The following is a 20,408-nucleotide window of genomic DNA, read 5'->3' as shown; positions in this document are numbered from 1 at the left end:
AGCGGACGTGTCTGGAACCATCCTTCACAGTGACCGTGGTTTCCAGTACACGTCCCATGACTACCATCACATGCTAGCTCAGTTTGGCCTCAGATCCAGCATGTCAAGAAGAGGCAATTGCTTGGACAATGCCCCAATCGAGAGCTTCTTCTCCCACTTAAAGACAGAAGCTCTCCAACACCATCATATCCAAGATACTGAGCAGGCTCAAATCCTAATTCAAAGGTATATTCGTTTTTACAACGAGGAGCGGCTTCAACTGAAATTAAACAAGCTGACGCCTGTAGAATACAGGCGTCAGCACGCCGCATAAGCCGGGTGTTTTTACGTGTCTACATTTTTGGGGCTTGACCAAATCCCTGCGGGGTTTGATTAATAAATTATGATCGGCAACGGCAGGGCCCGCCTGCGCCGCAACCGCCGCCGAAACTTCCGCCCTTCTCCAGGTCGATTTTCTGGGAGACCGTGTCGACAACCACCCGTTGAATCATCTGGAGAAGATCGTTCATCTCCACCTGGGATTGTTGATACTCCCGGACGATCGGGAGATCCTCCAGCTCCCGCTGGAGGCGATCCAGCTCCTCCTCCAACCGGCGGATGTAATTGATCTTTTGGTAATGTTTGGCGTGAACCAACTCTTTTTGCTTTCGCTTGATCTCCTCGATCAGCCCTTGAACCCGTCCGCTATTTTGAATCTGCCGCTCCGCTTCCCGAAAGCGGCGAACCTCTTCGGTTTCCGTCAGTCGCCGGCCCAGGCGGACCGCCTGCGCCAAAACGGGGTGTTCAGGAATAATTTCCTCCATTTACATCCCCGCCCCGGCCACGGATTCCGTCTCCACCCACTCCCCCTTGAGGGTGTAGGTGAGAGGCTCGCTGATCCGCACCTGGACAAACTGTCCGATCAGGCTCTTCGGACCGCGGAAGTTGACCAATTTATTGGTGCGGGTGCGTCCCGAGAGGATCTCGGGATTTTTCTTGCTCTCCCCTTCCACCAGCACTTCGACCACCTGGCCGCGGAGCGCCTCGTTCTTGCGGCGGCTGATTTCGTCCTGCACCCGGTTCAGGCGGAGCAGGCGCTCCTTCTTCACCTCGTAGGGAACATTGTCCTCCATCCGGGCGGCCGGCGTTCCTTCCCGGGGAGAATAGATGAAGGTGAAGGCGGAATCGTACTCCACCTCCCGAACCAGGGAGAGGGTTTCCTCAAACTGTTCCTCGGTCTCTCCCGGGAACCCGACGATGATGTCCGTCGTCAGCGAAACGTGGGGAATCGCTTCCCGGATCTTCCGGACCAGCTCCAGATACTGCTCCCGGTTGTATTTCCGGGCCATCCGCTTCAGAACCTCGCTGCTTCCCGACTGGACGGGCAGGTGGATGTGCTCCACCAGGTTGCCTCCCTTGGCGAGCACTTCGATCAGATGATCATCGAAATCCCGGGGATGGCTGGTGGTGAAACGCACCCGGGGGATGCCGATTTTGCGGACATCATCCAACAGATGGGCGAAGGTGTAGGTCCTGTCCGTGAAATCCTTCCCGTAAGCATTCACATTTTGTCCCAGCAGCGTCACTTCCCGATAACCCTTCCGGGCCAGCTCGCGGACTTCCGCCAGCACATCCTCCGGACGGCGGCTCCGCTCTTTCCCGCGGGTGTAGGGAACGATGCAATAGGTGCAGAACTTGTCGCACCCGTACATGATGTTGACCCACGCCTTCAGGCCGTCCTGCCGGGCTTTCGGGAGATTTTCGACAATATCCCCCTCCTTGGACCAGACCTCCACCACCATTTCCTTGCTGAACAGCGCCTCTTTGAGCAAAAAGGGAAGCCTGTGGATGTTGTGGGTTCCGAAAATCAAATCCACGTACTGATGCTGTTGCAAAATGCGGCGGATCACCGCCTCTTCCTGGGACATGCATCCGCACACGCCCAGAATCAGTCCGGGGCGCTCCACCTTCAGCGGCTTCAATCGTCCCAGTTCGCCGAACACCTTGTCCTCGGCGTTTTCGCGAACGGCACAGGTGTTGAGCAGAATCACGTCGGCGTCCTCTTCCCTGTCGGTGGGGCTGTATCCCATCGACTGCAAGATCCCCGCAATCGTTTCGCTGTCATGAACATTCATCTGACAGCCGTAGGTTTTGATCAAGTAATGCTTTCCCCGGCCGATCTCCCGCATGTCCTCGGGAATCGCCTCGAACTGAAGGACCTGTACTTCTTCCTTTCCGCGCCGTTTCGCCTGCTTGAGATCCGGCGGAATGAAGTACCGGCTCACCTCCGTCAAGCGATCGCTCATCTATATCAACACCTTTCACCCGATGAGTACATTTCAGCCTTTGCAATTAACAAATTATACATCAAATTACGAACCGGTTCAATGGAAGCTCCTGCAACCCGCCTCCGCATCCCCTTTGGATCCGGGCGGATGAAAACCGCTGGAGGCCGGCGGTTTGTGAAAATTTAAATGGTCTGTGAAGCAAACTTATTTATGTTTAAAACCAAACGGCAAAAAAGGCACCGGAAATCCCTTCCCGACTTCCGGTGCCTGCGCGGCCCATCAGAGAATCCCTATTTTCTTGCCTGCCCGCTCAAAGGCGTCCAGCGCCTGTTGCAGGTCTTCCCGGGTATGGGTGGCCGTGACGATGGTGCGCACCCGGGCTTTGCCCTTGGGTACCGTGGGATAAGCGATTCCCTGGGCGTAAACCCCCTCTTCGAACAGGGCGTCGGACAGGGCCATCGCCTTCGCCCCCTCGCCGACGATCACCGGCGTGATCGGCGTCTGGCTGTCGCCGATATCAAACCCCAGCTTTCTCAAGCCCTCTTTGAAGAACCGCGTGTTCTCCCAAAGGCGGTCGATCAGCTCCGGTTCCTCCAGCAGCACGTCGATCGCCGCGCTGCAGGCCGCCGTCACGGCCGGCGGGTGAGAGGTGCTGAACAGGAAGGGGCGGGCGCGGTGTATCAGATAATCGCGAAGAGTCCGGGAACCCGCCACATACCCCCCCAGCACGCCGATCGCCTTGGACAGGGTGCCCACCTGGATGTGGACCCGGCCGTGCAATCCGAAATGATCCACCGTTCCCCTTCCGTTTTTGCCGAGAACCCCGCTGGCATGGGCGTCGTCCACCATCACGATCGCGTCGTACCGCTCGCAGAGTTCCACGATCTCCTTGAGGGGGGCGATGTCCCCATCCATGCTGAAAACGCCGTCGGTCACAACCAGGCGGGTGCGGGCCGATTGGGTCTCCTTGAGCGCCTTCTCCAGATCATCCAGGTCGGAGTGGCGGTAAATCCTGCGGGACGCCTTGGTCAGACGGATGCCGTCGATGATGCTGGCGTGGTTCAGCTCATCGCTGATCACCACGTCTTCCTCGCCCAGGATGGATGCGATCACCCCCACGTTGGCGGTGAAGCCCGACTGAAAAACCAGTGCCGCTTCCGTATGCTTGAACCGGGCCAGTTTCTCTTCAAACCTTTCGTGCATGGAAAAGGTCCCGGCGATGGTGCGGACCGATCCGGTCCCCGCCCCGTAGGTGCGGACCGCTTCCAAGGCCGCCTCCTTCAGCCGGGGATGGGTGGTCAGGCCGAGATAGTTGTTGGAAGAAAGCTGGATCACTTCTTTTCCGCGGATCACCACCCGGGAACCCTGCTCCGACTCAATCTCGGTCAGCGGACGAAAAACCCCCTCCTGCCGCCATGTTTCGATTTCCCGCTCCAGATGCTCCAGCCCCTTCATCCTCTTCTCCTCCTTCTGCTTCGATCGAAAATCCATCGTTCAACGGGCGCATCCGCCGTGCCTCAGGGATATAATACCACCTTGCCGCAGTTGCCACTCATCATCAGATCAAAGGCCTTCTCGTACTCCTCCAGCGGAAAACGGTGGGTGATCAGGGGGTTCAGATCGACTTTCCCCGATTTCAAAAGCCCGTCCGTCTGCTCCCAGGTTTCAAACATGCGCCGTCCCGTGATGCCGTGAACCGTTACGCCCTTGAACACGATATCCTGCGTGATGTCCAGTTCCACGGGGCGGGTCGGCAACCCCAGCATCGACATCCTTCCTCCGCCCGTCAGCATGCGGAATCCCTGCTGAATGGCCGTGGGATGTCCCGACATCTCCAGCACCACGTCCACCCCTTCGCGCTCCGTGAGGGAAAACACTTCCTCCACGGGATCGACCCGTCCGGAATGAATCAGGTGGGTGGCTCCCATCCGCTCGGCCAAATCGAGCCGGAAATCGTTCACATCCAATGCGATCACCGCCGCGGCGCCGGCTGCCTTGGCCACGGACACCGCCATCAATCCGATGGGACCGCAACCGATCACGGCCACTTTTTTGCCGACCACGGGCCCGGACAACGTCGTGTGGACCGCGTTGCCCATGGGTTCCATGATGGAAGCGATTTCAAAGGGCCGGTCATCATCGACCTTCCACAAATTTCTTTCCGGCATCGCCACATACTCCGCGAAGCAGCCGTCCCGGTCCACGCCGATGATCTCCGTGTTGAGACAGACATGGGCCTCCCCCCTGCGACACGGAGGACACACCCCGCAGACGATGTGGGTTTCCGCCGAAACGCGGTCCCCCGGCTTCAGGGACGTCACTTTCTCCCCGACCTCCACCACCACGCCCGAAAACTCGTGGCCGAACACGTAAGGGGGATTCACCCTGCTGGAGGCCCAATCGTCCCAGGTATAGATATGGACATCCGTCCCGCACATCGTCACGCATTTCACCTGAATCAGCACCTCATCCGGACCGATCGTCGGGATGGGCACCTCCCGAAGTTCCGCTCCAAAGGCCCGGTGATGTTTCACCAAAGCGCGCATTTTTCCATTCACAGAGGACACTCCTCTCTGCGGACATGATGGCAATCAGCCTTTCAATTCAACGAAAATTATATCATGTCCACTGTCCGAGAGGAAGGTGAATGTCCATCTTAGACGGACATGCAATAAAAGGAAACCCCCGCCCGGGGCGGGGGCGCGAAAGAACGGTTACGGGAGTTTTTCGATTCGCCCCTCGATCGATGCCGAAAAGGGCTGGGGCAACTGTTTCACATACTCGACGAGGGCATCCAGATCGACGGGGCCCACTTCCCGATCGGTTCCTTCCGTAAAAACCGTGAAATTGTCACCGCCCTCGGCGAGAAAACTGTTGACGGTCACCGTGTAGACCGCATCCGGCTCGAGGAGGGAGCCGTCCGGGAGGAAGATATCCACCACCTTATCCCCGACCGGCCGGTTGTCGTCCCAGGTGTACCTCAATCCGGAGATCTGCAACATGCGGGTGGAAGATTGCTGCCACTGCTGATTGAGCGCCCGCCGGACCTGCTCCCCGGTCAGGGTCATCTTCACCAGGTTGTTGCCGAAGGGCTGGACGGCAAAGAGTTCCCCCCAGGTCACCTCTCCCTGCTCGATATCCGCCCGGATCCCCCCGGGATTCATGAAGGCGAAATCGGTCCGCATCGCCGCCCGCTGGGCATCGGCGATCAGATTGCCCAGTTCCGATTCGCCGCTCTCATTCTGCGCGCGCCGGATGGTCTTCGCCGCGGTTCCCACCACCCTGTTGACCAAGGGAGCCGTCTTTTCTTCGTAATACTCAATCATTTTCCGAATCTTGGGGTCGGGCCTTATCCCCTCCTGCCAGACGGTGACAATTTCGGCCCTTTTTCCGACGACATCCTTCGTCCGCCGATCGATCGCCAGGTCCACATCGGCAAAAGCCGTCCCGTAGGAATAGGCCTGAACCAGCAGCTTGTCATCCACGACGGCATTCATGTACTGATGGCTGTGGGCGGCAAAAATCACATCCACCTCGTCATCGACGGACCGGGCCACATCCACGATCTCCCCCGTCGGCGCGCTGCCGTCCAAATGGGAGGAACCGGGAACGTGGGCCAGCACCACGATGGCCCGGACCCCCTTCTTCTTCAGCTGCTTCACCGCCCGGTTGATGGCGGTCACCTCGTCGACAAATTCCACCGACCGGACTCCGGCGGGATTGACCAGACTCGGCGTGTCAGTGAGCACCACACCGACAAAGCCGATCGGCACGCCCCCTACTCTCTTCACCACATAGGGGGGAAGAATCGGCTTTTTTGTTTTCTTGTCCAGCACGTTGGCGACCACATAGGGAAAATCCGCTCCGGGAAAATCACCGGTGTTGGGGTGGGAACCCCCGCGGATCAGCCGGAGCATTTCCTCCACGCCTTCATCAAACTCATGATTGCCCAGGGTTCCCACATCCACCCCGATCCGGTTCAGAAAATCGATCGTCGGTTCGTCCTGGAGCAAAGCCGATATCGGGGGACTTGCCCCCACCATGTCCCCTGCGTGAACGATCAGCGTGTTCTTGTTCGCCGCCGCGCGGCGCTTCAGATGGGCCGCCAAATAATCGGCCCGGCCGGCGGGCTTTTCATTCACCCATTGGGTCACGTTCAACTGTCCGTGAAAATCGTTGATGCCCAAGATCTGCACATCGATCAGCCGCTGACTGGGCGACCGGCCGCCGGCATTCTCTCCTCCCGCCCAAACCGGGCCCACCGAGCAGATGAACAGAAGCGCGGCAATCCCCAATGAAAGAATTGACCGAAACAGAGGCCGTTTCCCCAACCTTCCTCCCCCTCTTTCATCGGAATCAAGGCTTCATCTCCAGCGTACCCGCCTGCTGTTAAGGGCAGGTAAACAGAAAGTTAAAAAAGGGAAAATTTTTACCCTCATCTTTGATTTCAACAAAAAAAGGGGGATTTCCTGGCGCGGCCTCCCCGGGCGGAGGCGTTTTTCACAAAGGCAGGACCAATCCGGTCTCCGCCAGCCACCACCGCCCCGAATAGCTTCCCTTTACCTCCTCTTCGATCTCGGCGCGACCATATTCCGGAAACAGGTGGGTCAGCAGCAGTCCCCTGGCCCGAAGGAGCTCCGCCGCCTCCGCCGCCTGCCTGACCGACAAATGGCCGACGGGCTCCTCGGGAAGGTCCCGCTCCAAAAACGTGCCTTCGCAGACAAACAGATCGGGCTCCCTCGCCATCCTGGTCCAATCCGTTTTCGGCCCCGCATCGGCCCCGTACAAAATGGTGCGTCCAAACCCCTCCAGACGAACCGCAAAGCAGGGAACGGCGTGATCCGTCCGGAAAAAGGTCGCTTCCCACCCGCCGAGGATGCATTTTTCCCCCTCCCGGATGGGATGAAGCCGGATCGCGTCGCCGTAGGAAAGGAGATTCCCCCATTTTTCGGGACGGGTGGGAGCGTACACCGGAAGGGGCTCCCGCCGCCATCCCCGGCGCATCGCCGTTCCGACGGCATACTGCAATACGAAGAAGTCGGCGATGTGGTCGTGATGAAGATGGGACAAAATCACCGCATCCAGGCGGTACGGGGGACACATTTGGGCCAGTTTGGACAGCACACCGCTGCCGCAGTCGATCAGGATCCTCCGCCCCTCCGCCTCCAGCAGATATCCGGGGGTGGCGCCGCCGGGACCCGGAAACGGTGAATGGCATCCGAGGACTCTCCACTTCATGACGCTGATCTCCCCTCCGACGATATGCGGGATTTTCTTCTTTATTCTATCCAAAACAAAAAGCCGCTTCATGCGAAGCGGCCCGTTCATCAGGAAAATTCCGCGACCAATTCCTCAAATTTTTCGCGGGGCAGGGTCAGATCCTGTTTGGCAAGGGGCTCCTTGCGGAATCCGGGAATCATGTCCTCATAGGAGGGGCGGTTCTTGTCCTGATAAATGATTCCCGTCACCAGGCTGTTGTGTTCCATCAATTTCTGCATCGCCATGGTGCGGTCGGAGGGATCGTACCCCTCTTCCTCATCCAGGTTCACCAAATGATCCTTGAACCAGTCATAGGTGTTGATCTTGTTGTAAGTCACGCAGGGGCTGTACACATTGATGAGGGAGAACCCCTTGTGTTTGATCCCCTCTTCGATCAGGCGCGTCAACTGCTTCAGATCGCTGGAAAACCCTTGGGCCACAAAGCCCGCCCCGACCGTCAAAGCCATTTCCATCGGCGACAGGGGCGATTCAATCGATCCCATCGGCGTGCTCTTCGTTTTGAACCCCACTTCGCTGCGGGGAGAGGTTTGCCCCTTCGTCAAACCGTATACCTGGTTATCCATCACAATGTAGGTGATGTCCACATTGCGCCGAATCGCGTGAATCGTATGGCCCATCCCGATGGCAAAGCCGTCTCCGTCACCGCCTGCGGCAACCACCGTCAGATCCCGGTTGGCCAGCTTCAGCCCCTGGGCGATGGGAAGGGCGCGGCCGTGAATGCCGTGAAAACCGTATGCGTTGAGATAGCCGGAAATCCGGCCGGAGCATCCGATCCCCGAAACGATCGCCACATCTTCCGGCTCCAAGCCGAGATTGGCGAAGGCGCGCTGCATGGCGGCCAACACGGAAAAGTCTCCACACCCCGGGCACCAGTTGGGTTTCACTTTGTTCCGGAATTGTTTAAACGTGGCCATGGACCATCAGCTCCTTACACTGATTGTAAACTTCCGAGGGCAAAAACGGCGTGCCATCATATTTTCCGACATGGACAATCTTATTGGCCATGCCCACGTGAAGCTTCAAAAGCGATGCCAGTTGCCCGGTGGCATTGTTTTCCACGACGACGACCCGTTTTGCCTTTTTCATCTGCTCGCGCACCGGCTCCGTCGGGAAGGGAAGAACCTGCCGGATGTGAATGTGATTCGCCTTGATTCCCTCGCCGGTGAGGCGCTCCATCGCTTCCTGGATCGTCCCGCGGGTGGAACCGATCCCCACGATCAGAAGGTCGGCCTCTTCGTGGGCGGCATCGACGAACACCGGATTTTCAAACTCGATTCCCCTCGCCAATTTGGACAAGCGCTTGTCCATCATCTTCTTCCGGTTGACCGGATTTTCCGAGGGACGGCCCGTCTCGTCGTGCTCCACCCCCGTCACATGGTGCAGACCGTTTTTCATGCCGGGCAAAACGCGCGGGGAAATGCCGTCTTCCGTAAACTGATAGCGCTTAAACAGGGTGTCTTCCGGAAGCGGCGGCAGCTCGTTCTCGTCGGTGATCAAACGTCCGCGCTCGATCTTGATCCGGTCGTAATCCAGCGGCTCCACCGTCTGTTTCCCGAGGGAGAGGGCCAGATCGGACAGAATGATGACCGGACATTGATATTTTTCCGCCAGATTGAAGGCCTGGATCGTGTCGTAGAAGCACTCCTCCGCCGTGCTGGGAGCGATCACAATTTTGGGAATCTCCCCGTGGGTGCTGTAGATCATCGCGTTGATGTCGCTTTGCTCCTGCTTCGTCGGCAGACCGGTGCTGGGACCGCCCCGCTGGGTGTTGACGATCACCGCCGGCGTTTCCGTCATCCCCGACAGGCCGATCGCTTCCGTCATGAGGGAAAGCCCCGGACCGGCCGAAGCGGTGAACGCGCGGACACCGCCGTAATTGGCGCCGATCACCATCGAAATGGCGGCGATTTCGTCCTCCGTCTGAACGACCGTTCCGCCGAGTTCGGGAAGCCTTTTGATCATTTGCTCCATGATCTCGGAGGAAGGCGTGATCGGATAAGCGAACATCAGGCGGCATCCCGCGGCGATCGCTCCCAGGGCGATCGCGTCGTTTCCGATCATGTAAAGGCGCCGCTTGCCGTCGCTCTTATCCAGCTTAAGATCCGGAAGCGCACCTCCGACTTCCTCCAGGATATACCGGGCTCCCCGGGAGATCGCTTCCATGTTCTTGTCGACGACGTGTCTGCCCTTGCGCAAGAACTTCTCCTCGATCACCCCTTCGAAGGCCTCCACAGGCAAACCGAGGAGGGCGCTGGAGGAACCCACCGCCACCATGTTCTTCATCTGCGCCATGCCGATTTCCTCGGCGATTTTCGTGAAAGGAACGGAATAGAGGCGGGCGGGAATCCCTTCCGGCACCTTGGGATTAAATTTGGCGTCAGCCAAAATCACCCCGTTTTCCCGAAGCTCGTGGGCATTCAAATCGATCGTTTCCTGGTCAAAGGCGACGAGAACGTCAAGATCATCTGAAATGGCCCGGATGGGGCGGATGCTGATCCGGATCTTGGTGTTGGAATGTCCCCCTTTGATCCGGGAAGAAAAATGCCGATAACCGTACAGATAATATCCCATACGGTTCAGGGCGATTGAAAATATCTCTCCCGTACTGTCAATCCCTTCCCCTTGTTGACCGCCCACTTTCCACGAAAGCTGCTTGGCCAATGTGCTCATCTCCTTTTAATAATACCCTGCAACTTCCTCGCAACCGTATATTGATGAAGGCTTCAAATATCGTTCATCATCTATCCATTCTAGACCCAGTCTCCTCAAAAAGCAACCACCATTCCCGCCCATTCCCGCCTTTTTTCCCGCTTTTACGTGCTGCAAAACCGGATTCCGCCCGACCTCTCGGAAAACATATAATGTCTTTATATCCATTATATGAAACTCCCATCAAAAAAGCTCCGGAAGCCCGGTTCGACGGGCCCCAGGAGCCCCATTTTAGGGGAGATGTTTCCGGTAAAAATCGTACCAGTTGCCCCACATCCAACGCCTTACCCAATGCTCCGGATAACGCTTCAGCAGTTGCTCTTCCAGATAGGGAAGGCTCCCTACATCTTCCAGTCCGCCGATCTTGTGCGAGATGCCGTCAAAATCGGAGCCGAATGCCAGAATGCGCTCCCCGCCCAGTTCGCACACATGGTCGATGTGCCTGAAGAGGTGCTCCACGGCGGCCTCTTCCTTCGGCTCATGCACGAATTGGGGCACAAAGGCGATGCCCATGATCCCCTCCTTTTCGACCAGGGCGCGGATTTGTCCGTCCTTCAGATTGCGCCTGTGCGGACAGACCGCGTGGCAGTTGGAATGGGAAGCGATGACGGGGACATCGGAAAATTCCATCACATCCCAAAACCCCCGTTCCGAAAGGTGGGACACGTCCAGAATCATCCGGAGGCGGGTCACCTCTTCCACCAACGTCCGACCGAATCGGGTCAGTCCTCCGCCCCGGTCCTCTTCCACGCCGTCGGCCGCCTCATTGGCGTGATTCCACGTAAGTCCCAGCTGGCGGACCCCCAACCGGTGAAGCACGCGCAATCGGTACAACTCCCCGGCCAAGGCGTCGGCCCCTTCCAAAGACAGCAGGGCTCCCATTTTGCCCGAATCCTTCAAATTTTCCAGCTGGGCTGCCGAACCGATCGCCGCCACTTCGCTGCCGTCGCGGACGATCTCCTCGTGAAACAGATCCACCTGGCGCAGGACGGCGTCCCAAATCGATTCCTTCGGCATCTTCGGAGAAACAAACAGGGCAAAGACCTGCAGACCGATCCCCACGGCCCGGGCCTTTGGAAAACGGACGTCCAGCGGGGAATCCGCATCGTAGAAGGAGATCGGTTCCCGGGCTTCCCACATTTTCCACAGCACGTCACAGTGGCCGTCGATCCACCGCATCCGGTTCATCCTTTCCAATCCAAAAAGAAAAACCTGTCTATACGAGATAAACAGGTTTATTGTCATGTGTACCCTCACCGGGGTTCTACAATCAGCTTGATGGCCGTGCGCTCTTCACCATCGATCATGATGTCGGTGAAGGCCGGGATGCAGATCAGATCCATGCCGCTCGGTGCCACAAACCCTCGTGCAATCGCAACCGCCTTTACAGCTTGATTCAGTGCACCGGCACCGATGGCCTGAATTTCGGCCGCCCCGCGCTCACGCAGGACACCTGCAAGTGCACCGGCAACGGAGTTCGGGTTGGACTTTGCTGAAACTTTTAATACTTCCATGGGGGTACCTCCTTGGTGATTGAAATAAGTCCACTGTTAATATATTCGCCATTCGTCGATAAATTCCTTCCCATAAAGTCAAACATTCGAAATATTAAAAACCGAAACTCAATCCATGAAGGGATGATCATCATCGATCCGAATGCGCCGGATTTGACGGGCCCGTCCCGATGGGCGATCCAAATCGATCAGGACCGCGTTCAGCTGAGCCGGCCCGCTTCCCGATTCCAGCCGAACCGGCAGTTGAGTCCGAAACTTTTTCAGCACCAGATCGCGGTCCATGCCGATCACTCCGTTGTAGGCACCCACCATGCCCACGTCGGTGAGATAAGCCGTTCCCGCAGGGAGAATGCGTTCATCCGCCGTCTGCACATGAGTGTGCGTGCCGATCACCGCCGACACCCGCCCGTCGAGATGCCAGGCCATCGCCTGCTTCTCCGAAGTGGTCTCGGCATGAAAATCAACCAGAATAAAGGGGGTTTTCACCAGATCCCGCAACAGGGCATCCACGACCCGGAAGGGGCATTCCGCAAGCGGCATGAAGGTTCGCCCCATCAGATTGATGACCGCCAAAACCTCCTGCCCCACCGGAATCTCCGCGACACCCCGGCCGGGAGTGCCTTCGGGATAATTGGCCGGACGAATCAGGCGCGTCTCGTCGTCGATAAAATCGAAAATTTCCCGCTGATCCCAGGAATGGTTCCCCAGGGTGACGCAATCGATCCCCAATTCATATAATTCCCGGAGAATGGACCGGGTAATCCCCCGGCCACCCGCGGCATTTTCCCCGTTGGCAATGATGACGTCCGGTTGGAGAGACCGCTTCAACCGGGGAAGCTGATGGCGAAGGGCCAAACGCCCGCAGGAACCCACCACGTCGCCGAACATCAACACGCGCATATCGCTGCGCCTCCAACTCTTCTGATAAAAAGAAAGCGGCGAAGGGCCGCTTTCTCATTTGGCATATTCCACTGCCCTGGTCTCCCGGATCACGGTAACCTTGATGTGACCGGGATAGTCCAGCTGATTTTCGATCTTCTTGGTAATCTCCCGGGCCAGGCGGGCCGCTTCGGCATCCCCCACTTCCTCCGGCCGAACGATAATGCGGACTTCCCGGCCCGCCTGAATGGCATACGATTTTTCGACCCCATCGAAGGAATCGCATATTTCTTCCAGCTTTTCCAACCGCTTGATGTATGCCTCCAAAGTCTCCCGGCGCGCTCCCGGTCGTGCCGCTGACAGAATATCCGCCGCGCCGACCAAGACGGCGATGACGCAGGTCGCCTCCACATCGCCGTGATGGGAAGCGATTCCGTTGATCACGGCGGGGTGTTCATTGTACTTTTTAGCCAGCTCGATGCCGATCTCCACGTGCGACCCTTCCACTTCGTGATCGATCGCTTTCCCGATGTCGTGGAGAAGCCCCGCCCGCTTGGCCAGCACCACGTCTTCTCCCAGCTCCGCCGCCAGCAATCCCGCCAAATGGGCCACTTCGATCGAATGTTTCAGCACGTTTTGCCCGTAACTCGTCCGGAACTTCAGGCGCCCCAAAATCTTGATCAGATCGGGATGCAATCCGTGAACACCGGTTTCAAAGGTGGCCTGCTCTCCGTACTCCCGGATCCGCTCATCCACTTCCCGCCGGGCCTTTTCCACCATTTCCTCAATCCGCGCCGGATGAATCCGCCCGTCAGCCACCAATTTCTCCAGGGCGACCCGGGCAACCTCCCGGCGGATCGGATCAAAACCGGACAAAATGACCGCTTCCGGAGTGTCGTCAATGATCAGATCGATCCCCGTCAGCGTTTCCAGGGTTCGGATATTCCGCCCCTCCCGGCCGATGATCCGCCCCTTCATCTCGTCATTGGGAAGGGTGACAACGGAAACGGTGGATTCCGCCACATGATCGGCGGCGCAGCGCTGGATGGCCAACGACAATATGTTGCGCGCCCGCTTGTCCGCTTCCTCTTTCGCCTGCTGCTCCATCTCCTTGATCATCTGTGCCGTCTCGTGGCGCATTTCGTGTTCCACCCGGGACAGGATCTTTTGCCGCGCCTCCTCGACGGTCAATCCAGAGATGCGCTCCAGCTCCTTCGTCTGCTCCTGTTTCAGCTCTTCGGCCTTTTTCAGCAGCTCTTGGACTTCCCGTTCCTTTTTATTGAGAACGTCCTCGCGGCGCTCCAGGGAATCCTGCTTGCGGTCGAGAGCCTCTTCCTTCTGCATCAGACGCCGCTCCAGACGGTGCAATTCATTCCGCTCTTCCCGGATTTCCCGCTCCGCTTCCGCGCGAAGCGCGTGGGCCTCGTCGCGGGCCTCCAACACCTTTTCCTTTTTCACTGCCTCGGCTTCCTGAAGGGCATTTTGGACGATGCGCTCGGCTTCCTTTTCCGCACTGCCGATCCGCGCCTCCGCCGTCAGTTTCCGCCCCCAGTAACCGAGGCCAGCGCCGATCAGGCCCGCGATCAGGCTGGCAACCAGGATGGATATATCCGGCATTCCCCCTTACCACCTCCTTCCACCGCCACTTACAAAACAAGACCGATCCACTTCGGTCTTGCCTCACTGATTCTATAACAGCCCGATTCTCGCCACCTTTTCTTCCTCGAAATCTTTCACCCGGAGTCAGCGGGAACGGAGATTTCCCCGATATGGAGAACGGGAGCACGTCCCAATCATGTCCGGCACAGCATCCGCCGCATTTCGCGGGAGAAATGGAGCAGGTTAAACCTCAACCCATTCGTCTGAAATTACAACCGCTCTGTGGTTCTGCAGAGCCGTCGCGCAGACAGCCAACCACATTGGAGCAACACCATTTTAGTATTTAATTTATCCCGTTGTCAAGGAGACGGAGCGGGGTCACCACCGTCCGCCCGGACCTGAGGCCGACTTGAAACACCTGCTCGGCCCCTTCCGTGAGATGCGGGTTGTGGGTCACCAATATGATCTGCCGGCCGAACATGTCCCCCGTCGACTTGAGAAATTCCAACATGGGGATGACATATTCGGAACTGACGTGTTTTCCAGGCTCATCCAAAATCAGCGGCCCCTCGGGGCGCGGGCGGAAAGATTCCATGAATGCCACCCTAAGGGCCAGGGAAGTGATGTCGACGATCCCCCCTCCCCGGGCCTCCTGGGGCTTGGTTCGAACCTTTTGCCCCTCCCACTCCGTGACCACGTAAAACTCGGCGTGGGGTTTTCCCCCGTGATCCGCCAGTTCAATCTCAAAGCGAAACATGGGGCCGAACACATACTGGAGGGCGTTGGTCACCAGGGTTTCCATCTGTTCCTTCGCCTGGGCGCGGGCGTGCTCGGCCGCCGTCTGCAAAAGGACGCGGACCTTTTCGTAAAGATCCCGCTTCTTCTTGAGCTCCTCCCATTCGCTCCGAACTAAGCGGTACTGCCGCTCCAACTCCTGCCGCTTCCCTTCCAGGCGTTCCCACTTCCGCTCGGCTTCCGCCAGCGCCCGATCCAACCGGTTGAGCTCCTCACTTCGTTCCATCGGAAGAGATCAACTCCGTCGGGATCAGTTCCCAGGCCTGCCTGATCTTCTCATCGATCTCCCGCTCCAGCCGGGCGATCTCCTCGTCCAGGCGATCCGGTTCCACTCCGAGCTCCTCCAACTCCCGCAGGATCTCCTTTTCCTGCCGTTCCAGCGACTCCAGTTTGACCTCCGCCCGGTTGCGCAGATCCTTCGCCTCGTCCAAAGCCTTGCGAAGCGCCTGAATCTCCTTTTCCTGCTGCTGCACCCGACTCCCCTCCCTGAAGCTCTTCGGCGAGATGTTTCAACAAGTCCGGTCCGAACCTCATGCCGCAGGTGGGACACCGCCCCATCCGCTCAAAGGCCCGGATCATCTCTTCGGACTTCCTCCGGATCTCCTCTTCCCGCTCCGCTATGTAACGCATCCCCTTTTCGATCCGTTCCCGCAGCTCCAAAAGCCGTTTTCGCCGATCCACCAGCGCCTGGTGCAGCCGGCTGGACGCCTCGGCACCTTCCCACAAGGCCTCCGCCTTCTGCACCCCTTCCAGCCGCCGCAGCGTGCGTTCGACCTCCGCGCGCTCTCCTTCCGCGTCGACCCAGTGCTTTTTTCCCCGCTCCAGTTTTCGAAGCTTGAACACCGCATCCCCGAGGTCATCCACCAGGAGGCTCGCCGCGGGAAGGGAAACCGTCCGTTCGACCACGCGGCGCTCCCGGTCCATCTCCCGGACGAGATGGAGCCGATTGTCCCGCAGGCGCCGCAACCGGTTCCGCCGCTCAAGCAACCGCTCGGCTTCGGCAATCCGTTGCGCCCCTTCCCCCAACCGTGTCGTCCGAAACCGCACCATCTGCCAATGGGCCTTTTCTTCCCGCCCCCTGCGCCAATCGTCAGCCCTTTTCCGGATGCGGCTCAGGCGGGCGCCATCCTCCATCAACCGGCTGAAGATCTTCTCCGCTTCCGGCACCTTGGACAGGGAGACCAGCCGTCTGCGCTCCCGCGTCATTTCGCTCCGGCAATCTTCCCATCGCTCCTTCAGTCCGCGAAGCCTTTCGAGAAGCTCCATTTTGCGGCCCGCTTCCTCCCTCAGCGCGGCGGCCCGGTTCAGTTGTTCCCGAAAACGCGGCAAAACCTCGTAGGGTTTCAGTTCCTCCTCCCGCCGCTTCATCTCCTCTTCCACAAACCGGATCCGGGAGGAGACGGACCGCTGATCCCTGGCCGTCTCGTTCTGCGCCAAATCCAGGAGGTGAGCCCCGCTGATGCGGCCGATCGACCTGGCCCTCGTCCCCCCGCTTTCCGACAGGAGAAAGGGCCCCTCCAACTGCTGGGCGATCTGCAACGTCAGCTCCCGATCCTCGTCCAACTGCAGCGGGATCATTCCGTGGGCCTCCAGCACTTCCCGGGGCACATCGCTGCCAAACCCTTCAAAAATCCGCTCTTTTCCCTCGGGGTCCCGAATCAGATAGCGATTGACCGAAGAGGACCGCTCCCGGACGATATGCGTCCCGTCGGAAAGAATCAGCGTCACCCGGCAGCGCGATGCGCCGGTCCGGATAAAATCGCTCCCCCGGGGCTGGTTGTACAGCACCCATCGCAGGGCGCGCAAAATGGCGCTCTTCCCGCTGTCCGAGGGGCCGACGAACACGTTGAGCCCTTCGGAAAACGCGATCTCCGTCCGCTCGTGGGATTGGAAATTTTCGATGACAAGCCCCTTAAACCGCTTCAATCCTCCACACCTTCCCCGTATCCGAAGCGCTCCTGAATCCGGCCGATCCGGGCAAGGGCCTCGAGCCGCACGTCATCTTCCACTCCCGTCAAGCGCGCGATCTCCTCGAGGATGTCGGCCACCGCCATGTGCCGAAAATTTCCCCTCTCCCGGAGCTGCCGGACAAAATCGGCCATCTTCTCCTCCCGAAAAGCCGCCTTCTCGATGTAGGAACGATCCAGCACCGCTTCGCCCGAGGCGGCGCAACGAAGGGGAAGAATCCGGACGCGGATCTCCCCGTCGACGTCAATGAGGGCGACCTGGGGACGGCGGCGGATCTCCGACGGATGATTGTTGATCCGGGCCAGGGCCCCCGGATTGACGATGTACCGGTTTCCGCGGCGCTGCACCGGAAACCCGGCGTGATAATGGCCGGTGAGAAGCACATCCACCTGATCAAACCAGAGATGGTCGACGAGGGTGTGGGGAACCTCGGCGGGCAACGCCCGGTCGACGGCCATTCCGTGGACCATGTGGATGCACACGTCGGCGCCGGTCCGGTTTTCCACGGAATAATCGAGGGCCGGATCACGCTTGTCCAAATCGTAATGAAAAGGCTGGCCGGAAAGCTGGACCGACACTCCTCCCTTTTCCAGCAGAAGCTTCTCGCCGCTCCTCAGCAGCCGGACGGTCCCGAAGGCATCCAGCAGGCCCAGCATGGACCGGTCGACCGTGTCCGGATTGTGCCCGTAAATGTCGTGATTGCCCGCGATCATGTAGAGGGGAACCTGCAACCGGCGAAAAAGGGCGGCGAACTCCCGCACCACGGCCGGCGAAATGTCCGGGCGGTCGAACAGATCCCCTCCGTGAAGAACCGCATCCACCTCTTCCCGGTGGGCCAGTTCAATCACTTCCTGCAGCTTTTTCCGGATCGCAAGGGGAAAGTCGTCGGTCCGGCTGCGGGGAGAGGTTCCGCGGATATGCGTGTCCGTCACATAAAGAAATCGCACTTCCCCTCATCCCTCCTCATTCCGATGGATGGACCGGACGCGCTCCAGCACCTCGCACACCACGGTCGGAGAAAAGCCGCGATTCAACAGCTGACGGCCCAACCGGCGCTCCAGGACGGGCCAGGGATGGGATCGCATCCGGGAAACCCGGCGTTCCGCCACTTCCATGGCGAGGCGGTACTCATCCTCCTCATCCACTTCCCCCAACGCCTCGGCGATCAGCTCCTCCGAAACGCCTTTCTCCTCCAGCTCCCGGCGAATCCGCGCCGCTCCATACCCCTTCCGTCTCCTCCGCTCCTCCACCCAATCCCGGGCAAAGGCCCGATCATCAAGATAACGGAAGCGTTGAAACTCCTCCACGATGGATTGAATGTGGGCGGATGAAACCCCCTTCCTCCGGAGCATCTGTTCCAGCTCCCGGGAAGTCCGCCGCTTTGCGGCGAGATAGCGAAGCGCCAGCTTCCGGGCCCGGCTCCACTCCTCCGTCTCCAGAATCGAAGCCAGCAGGTCGGGATCGACCGCCATTCCTTTGGTCAGTCCGCATTTGATCAGAACGTCCTCATCCACGGTAAGCCGGCGGGAATCGCCGATATAGATCCGATACCGCGGCCGACCCGGCAGCCGTTCGATCCGGGTGATCACCCATTCGTCCGTCGTCATTCGCGGGAAAGTTCCTCCGTGGAATCATCCTCCGCCCGCTTGGGGACGGGCAGCCCGTAGTGCTCCCGGATCGCGGCCTCTATCTGCGCGCACACTTCAGGATGCTCCTTCAAAAACTGTTTGGCATTCTCCCGCCCTTGTCCCAGGCGTTCCCCGCCAAAGGAATACCAGGCGCCGCTTTTGCTCACGATGTCCAAATCCGCGGCGATGTCCAACACGCTCGCCTCCTTCGAAATCCCCTCGCCGTACATGATGTCCACGTCCGCCTGTTTAAAGGGAGGCGCCACCTTGTTCTTCACCACTTTGATCCGGGTGCGGTTCCCCACCATTTCGCTTCCTTGCTTGATCGTCTCCGCGCGGCGCACCTCCAGACGGATGCTGGAGTAAAACTTGAGGGCGCGCCCACCGGGAGTCGTCTCCGGGTTTCCGAACATCACCCCCACCTTTTCCCGCACCTGGTTGATGAAGATGGCGATCGCCTTCGATTTGCTGATCACCCCCGACAGTTTCCGGAGCGCCTGGGACATGAGGCGGGCCTGGAGCCCCACATGGGAATCCCCCATCTCTCCCTCGATCTCCGCCTTCGGGACCAATGCCGCCACCGAATCGATCACGATGATGTCGATCGCCCCGCTGCGAACCAGCGCCTCGGCAATCTCCAGCGCCTGTTCCCCCGTATCCGGCTGGGACAAGAGCAACTCGTCGATATTGACCCCCAGCCGCTGGGCATACACCGGATCCAGCGCATGCTCCGCATCGATGAAGGCGGCTTGTCCCCCGATTTTCTGAACCTCGGCGATGGCGTGAAGAGCCACCGTCGTCTTCCCCGACGACTCGGGCCCATATATTTCAATGATCCGTCCGCGGGGATAACCGCCCACCCCCAGGGCGATGTCCAGGCCCAAGGCGCCGCTGGACACCGTCTCCACCTGAATGTTGGCCGCTTCCCCCATCCTCATGATCGAACCTTTGCCAAACTGCTTCTCGATCTGCCTCAGAGCCATCTCCAAAGCCTGACGGCGGTCAGACATAGGATCACTCCTCTGTTTCCGTTTCACCTCGATATCATCATACCTTGTTTTTCACCGGGTGCCAAGATCGTTTGCGAACATTTATTCGGATTCCCCCGAAAAAAAACCCCCTCCCCGCCAAGGGCCGGTTTCGACGACAGGCCCGTTGTGGTAAACTAGGAAAGACGGCACCGCTTCAGCCGGAGACAGCGTTTCCCGGAAAGGAGGGGTGGATGTTGGACAAAGAAAAAATGAAGGAAGAAATCATGGAAGCCTTGGGCGAAGTCAACGATCCCGAATTGGGAATCGACATCGTCAATCTGGGCTTGGTCTACGGCGTGGATATCGACGACGAAGGCAATGTGAAGGTCACGATGACCCTGACTGCGATCGGCTGCCCCTTGGCCGGAATGATCAACGGGGCCGTGACGGAAGCCGTCAAGGGGGTGGACGGCGTCAAGGATGTGGAAGTCAACATCGTCTGGGATCCGCCGTGGACCAAAGATCGGATGTCCCGTTACGCCAAAATCGCCCTGGGCATTCAATAACGGAAACACCCTGCCGCCTACTGGTCAAGCCCCAAAAATGTAGACACGTAAAAACACCCGGCTTATGCGGCGTGCTGACGCCTGTATTCTACAGGCGTCAGCTTGTTTAATTTCAGTTGAAGCCGCTCCTCGTTGTAAAAACGAATATACCTTTGAATTAGGATTTGAGCCTGCTCAGTATCTTGGATATGATGGTGTTGGAGAGCTTCTGTCTTTAAGTGGGAGAAGAAGC

At 58.7% G+C, this 20,408-nt stretch carries 20 protein-coding genes; 2 read left to right on the top strand and 18 right to left on the bottom strand.

Annotation, left to right across the window (positions count from 1 at the left end; genetic code table 11):
* Window positions 1-70: 70 nt before the first annotated feature.
* Entirely contained in the window at window positions 71-313 is a 243-nt protein-coding gene (locus BM063_RS17885) for an IS3 family transposase (RefSeq protein ID WP_092040967.1), read from the top strand.
* Between the two features lie 67 nt (window positions 314-380).
* Here BM063_RS17885 and BM063_RS16090 read toward each other — a convergent pair whose 3' ends face one another.
* From BM063_RS16090 to recA, 17 genes are all read right to left on the bottom strand, one after another.
* Complete coding sequence (locus BM063_RS16090; protein WP_092041427.1) at window positions 381-803, bottom strand: YlbF/YmcA family competence regulator; 423 nt, start codon at window positions 801-803, stop codon at window positions 381-383.
* Complete coding sequence (miaB, locus tag BM063_RS16085; protein WP_092041424.1) at window positions 804-2,285, bottom strand: tRNA (N6-isopentenyl adenosine(37)-C2)-methylthiotransferase MiaB; 1,482 nt, start codon at window positions 2,283-2,285, stop codon at window positions 804-806. It lies immediately after the preceding gene.
* Between the two features lie 261 nt (window positions 2,286-2,546).
* Window positions 2,547-3,722: a glycine C-acetyltransferase gene (locus BM063_RS16080; protein WP_092041421.1), complete on the bottom strand. Its 1,176-nt coding sequence runs from the start codon at window positions 3,720-3,722 to the stop codon at window positions 2,547-2,549.
* Between the two features lie 62 nt (window positions 3,723-3,784).
* On the bottom strand, window positions 3,785-4,825 hold the full coding sequence (tdh, locus tag BM063_RS16075) for an L-threonine 3-dehydrogenase (protein ID WP_177199234.1): 1,041 nt from the start codon (window positions 4,823-4,825) through the stop codon (window positions 3,785-3,787).
* A 156-nt stretch (window positions 4,826-4,981) separates the two neighbouring features.
* Entirely contained in the window at window positions 4,982-6,529 is a 1,548-nt protein-coding gene (locus BM063_RS16070; RefSeq protein WP_245752316.1) for a bifunctional metallophosphatase/5'-nucleotidase, read from the bottom strand.
* A 238-nt stretch (window positions 6,530-6,767) separates the two neighbouring features.
* Complete coding sequence (locus BM063_RS16065; protein ID WP_092041430.1) at window positions 6,768-7,505, bottom strand: MBL fold metallo-hydrolase; 738 nt, start codon at window positions 7,503-7,505, stop codon at window positions 6,768-6,770.
* An 89-nt stretch (window positions 7,506-7,594) separates the two neighbouring features.
* Window positions 7,595-8,461 (bottom strand): 2-oxoacid:ferredoxin oxidoreductase subunit beta, encoded by an 867-nt coding sequence (locus BM063_RS16060; protein WP_092041415.1) that lies wholly within the window; start codon window positions 8,459-8,461, stop codon window positions 7,595-7,597.
* Complete coding sequence (locus BM063_RS16055; protein WP_092041412.1) at window positions 8,448-10,208, bottom strand: 2-oxoacid:acceptor oxidoreductase subunit alpha; 1,761 nt, start codon at window positions 10,206-10,208, stop codon at window positions 8,448-8,450. Before BM063_RS16055 ends, BM063_RS16060 begins: the two co-directional genes overlap by 14 nt.
* A gap of 279 nt (window positions 10,209-10,487) precedes the next feature.
* Window positions 10,488-11,435 (bottom strand): dipeptidase, encoded by a 948-nt coding sequence (locus tag BM063_RS16050; protein ID WP_177199233.1) that lies wholly within the window; start codon window positions 11,433-11,435, stop codon window positions 10,488-10,490.
* Window positions 11,436-11,509: 74 nt separating this feature from the next.
* The gene (spoVS, locus tag BM063_RS16045; RefSeq protein ID WP_092041407.1) at window positions 11,510-11,770 is read right to left on the bottom strand and encodes a stage V sporulation protein SpoVS; all 261 of its coding nucleotides are present in this window, start codon (window positions 11,768-11,770) and stop codon (window positions 11,510-11,512) included.
* 108 nt (window positions 11,771-11,878) lie between these two features.
* Window positions 11,879-12,670 (bottom strand): TIGR00282 family metallophosphoesterase, encoded by a 792-nt coding sequence (locus BM063_RS16040; protein WP_092041404.1) that lies wholly within the window; start codon window positions 12,668-12,670, stop codon window positions 11,879-11,881.
* A gap of 54 nt (window positions 12,671-12,724) precedes the next feature.
* Window positions 12,725-14,266, bottom strand: coding sequence for a ribonuclease Y (gene rny / locus BM063_RS16035; RefSeq protein ID WP_092041401.1), 1,542 nt, complete (start codon window positions 14,264-14,266; stop codon window positions 12,725-12,727).
* A gap of 325 nt (window positions 14,267-14,591) precedes the next feature.
* Window positions 14,592-15,269, bottom strand: a complete 678-nt coding sequence (locus BM063_RS16030; RefSeq protein WP_092041398.1) for an AAA family ATPase — start codon at window positions 15,267-15,269, stop codon at window positions 14,592-14,594.
* A 50-nt stretch (window positions 15,270-15,319) separates the two neighbouring features.
* A complete protein-coding gene (locus BM063_RS18080) occupies window positions 15,320-16,969 on the bottom strand; it encodes an AAA family ATPase (protein ID WP_143085408.1) in 1,650 nt (549 codons plus the stop codon).
* Window positions 16,966-17,958: a metallophosphoesterase family protein gene (locus BM063_RS16015; protein ID WP_092041392.1), complete on the bottom strand. Its 993-nt coding sequence runs from the start codon at window positions 17,956-17,958 to the stop codon at window positions 16,966-16,968. The genes BM063_RS18080 and BM063_RS16015 overlap by 4 nt, the downstream gene beginning before the upstream one ends.
* A gap of 6 nt (window positions 17,959-17,964) precedes the next feature.
* Window positions 17,965-18,618: a RecX family transcriptional regulator gene (locus BM063_RS16010; protein ID WP_092041390.1), complete on the bottom strand. Its 654-nt coding sequence runs from the start codon at window positions 18,616-18,618 to the stop codon at window positions 17,965-17,967.
* Window positions 18,615-19,649, bottom strand: coding sequence for a recombinase RecA (gene recA, locus BM063_RS16005; protein WP_092041387.1), 1,035 nt, complete (start codon window positions 19,647-19,649; stop codon window positions 18,615-18,617). Before recA ends, BM063_RS16010 begins: the two co-directional genes overlap by 4 nt.
* 230 nt (window positions 19,650-19,879) lie before the next feature.
* On the opposite strand from recA, the gene BM063_RS16000 reads away from it, so the two are divergent.
* Entirely contained in the window at window positions 19,880-20,176 is a 297-nt protein-coding gene (locus BM063_RS16000) for a metal-sulfur cluster assembly factor (RefSeq protein WP_425439178.1), read from the top strand.
* Between the two features lie 62 nt (window positions 20,177-20,238).
* On the opposite strand, the gene BM063_RS18385 is transcribed toward BM063_RS16000, so the two are convergent.
* Window positions 20,239-20,408 (bottom strand): IS3 family transposase (locus BM063_RS18385; RefSeq protein ID WP_143085259.1); only part of this gene is annotated, 170 nt, incomplete at its 5' end.

This window comes from Planifilum fulgidum (genome assembly GCF_900113175.1).
In the GTDB taxonomy this organism is placed as follows: Bacteria; Bacillota; Bacilli; order Thermoactinomycetales; family DSM-44946; genus Planifilum; species Planifilum fulgidum.
Note: the sequence above shows the minus strand (reverse complement) of the source record. Positions and strands in the feature narration are given on the sequence as shown.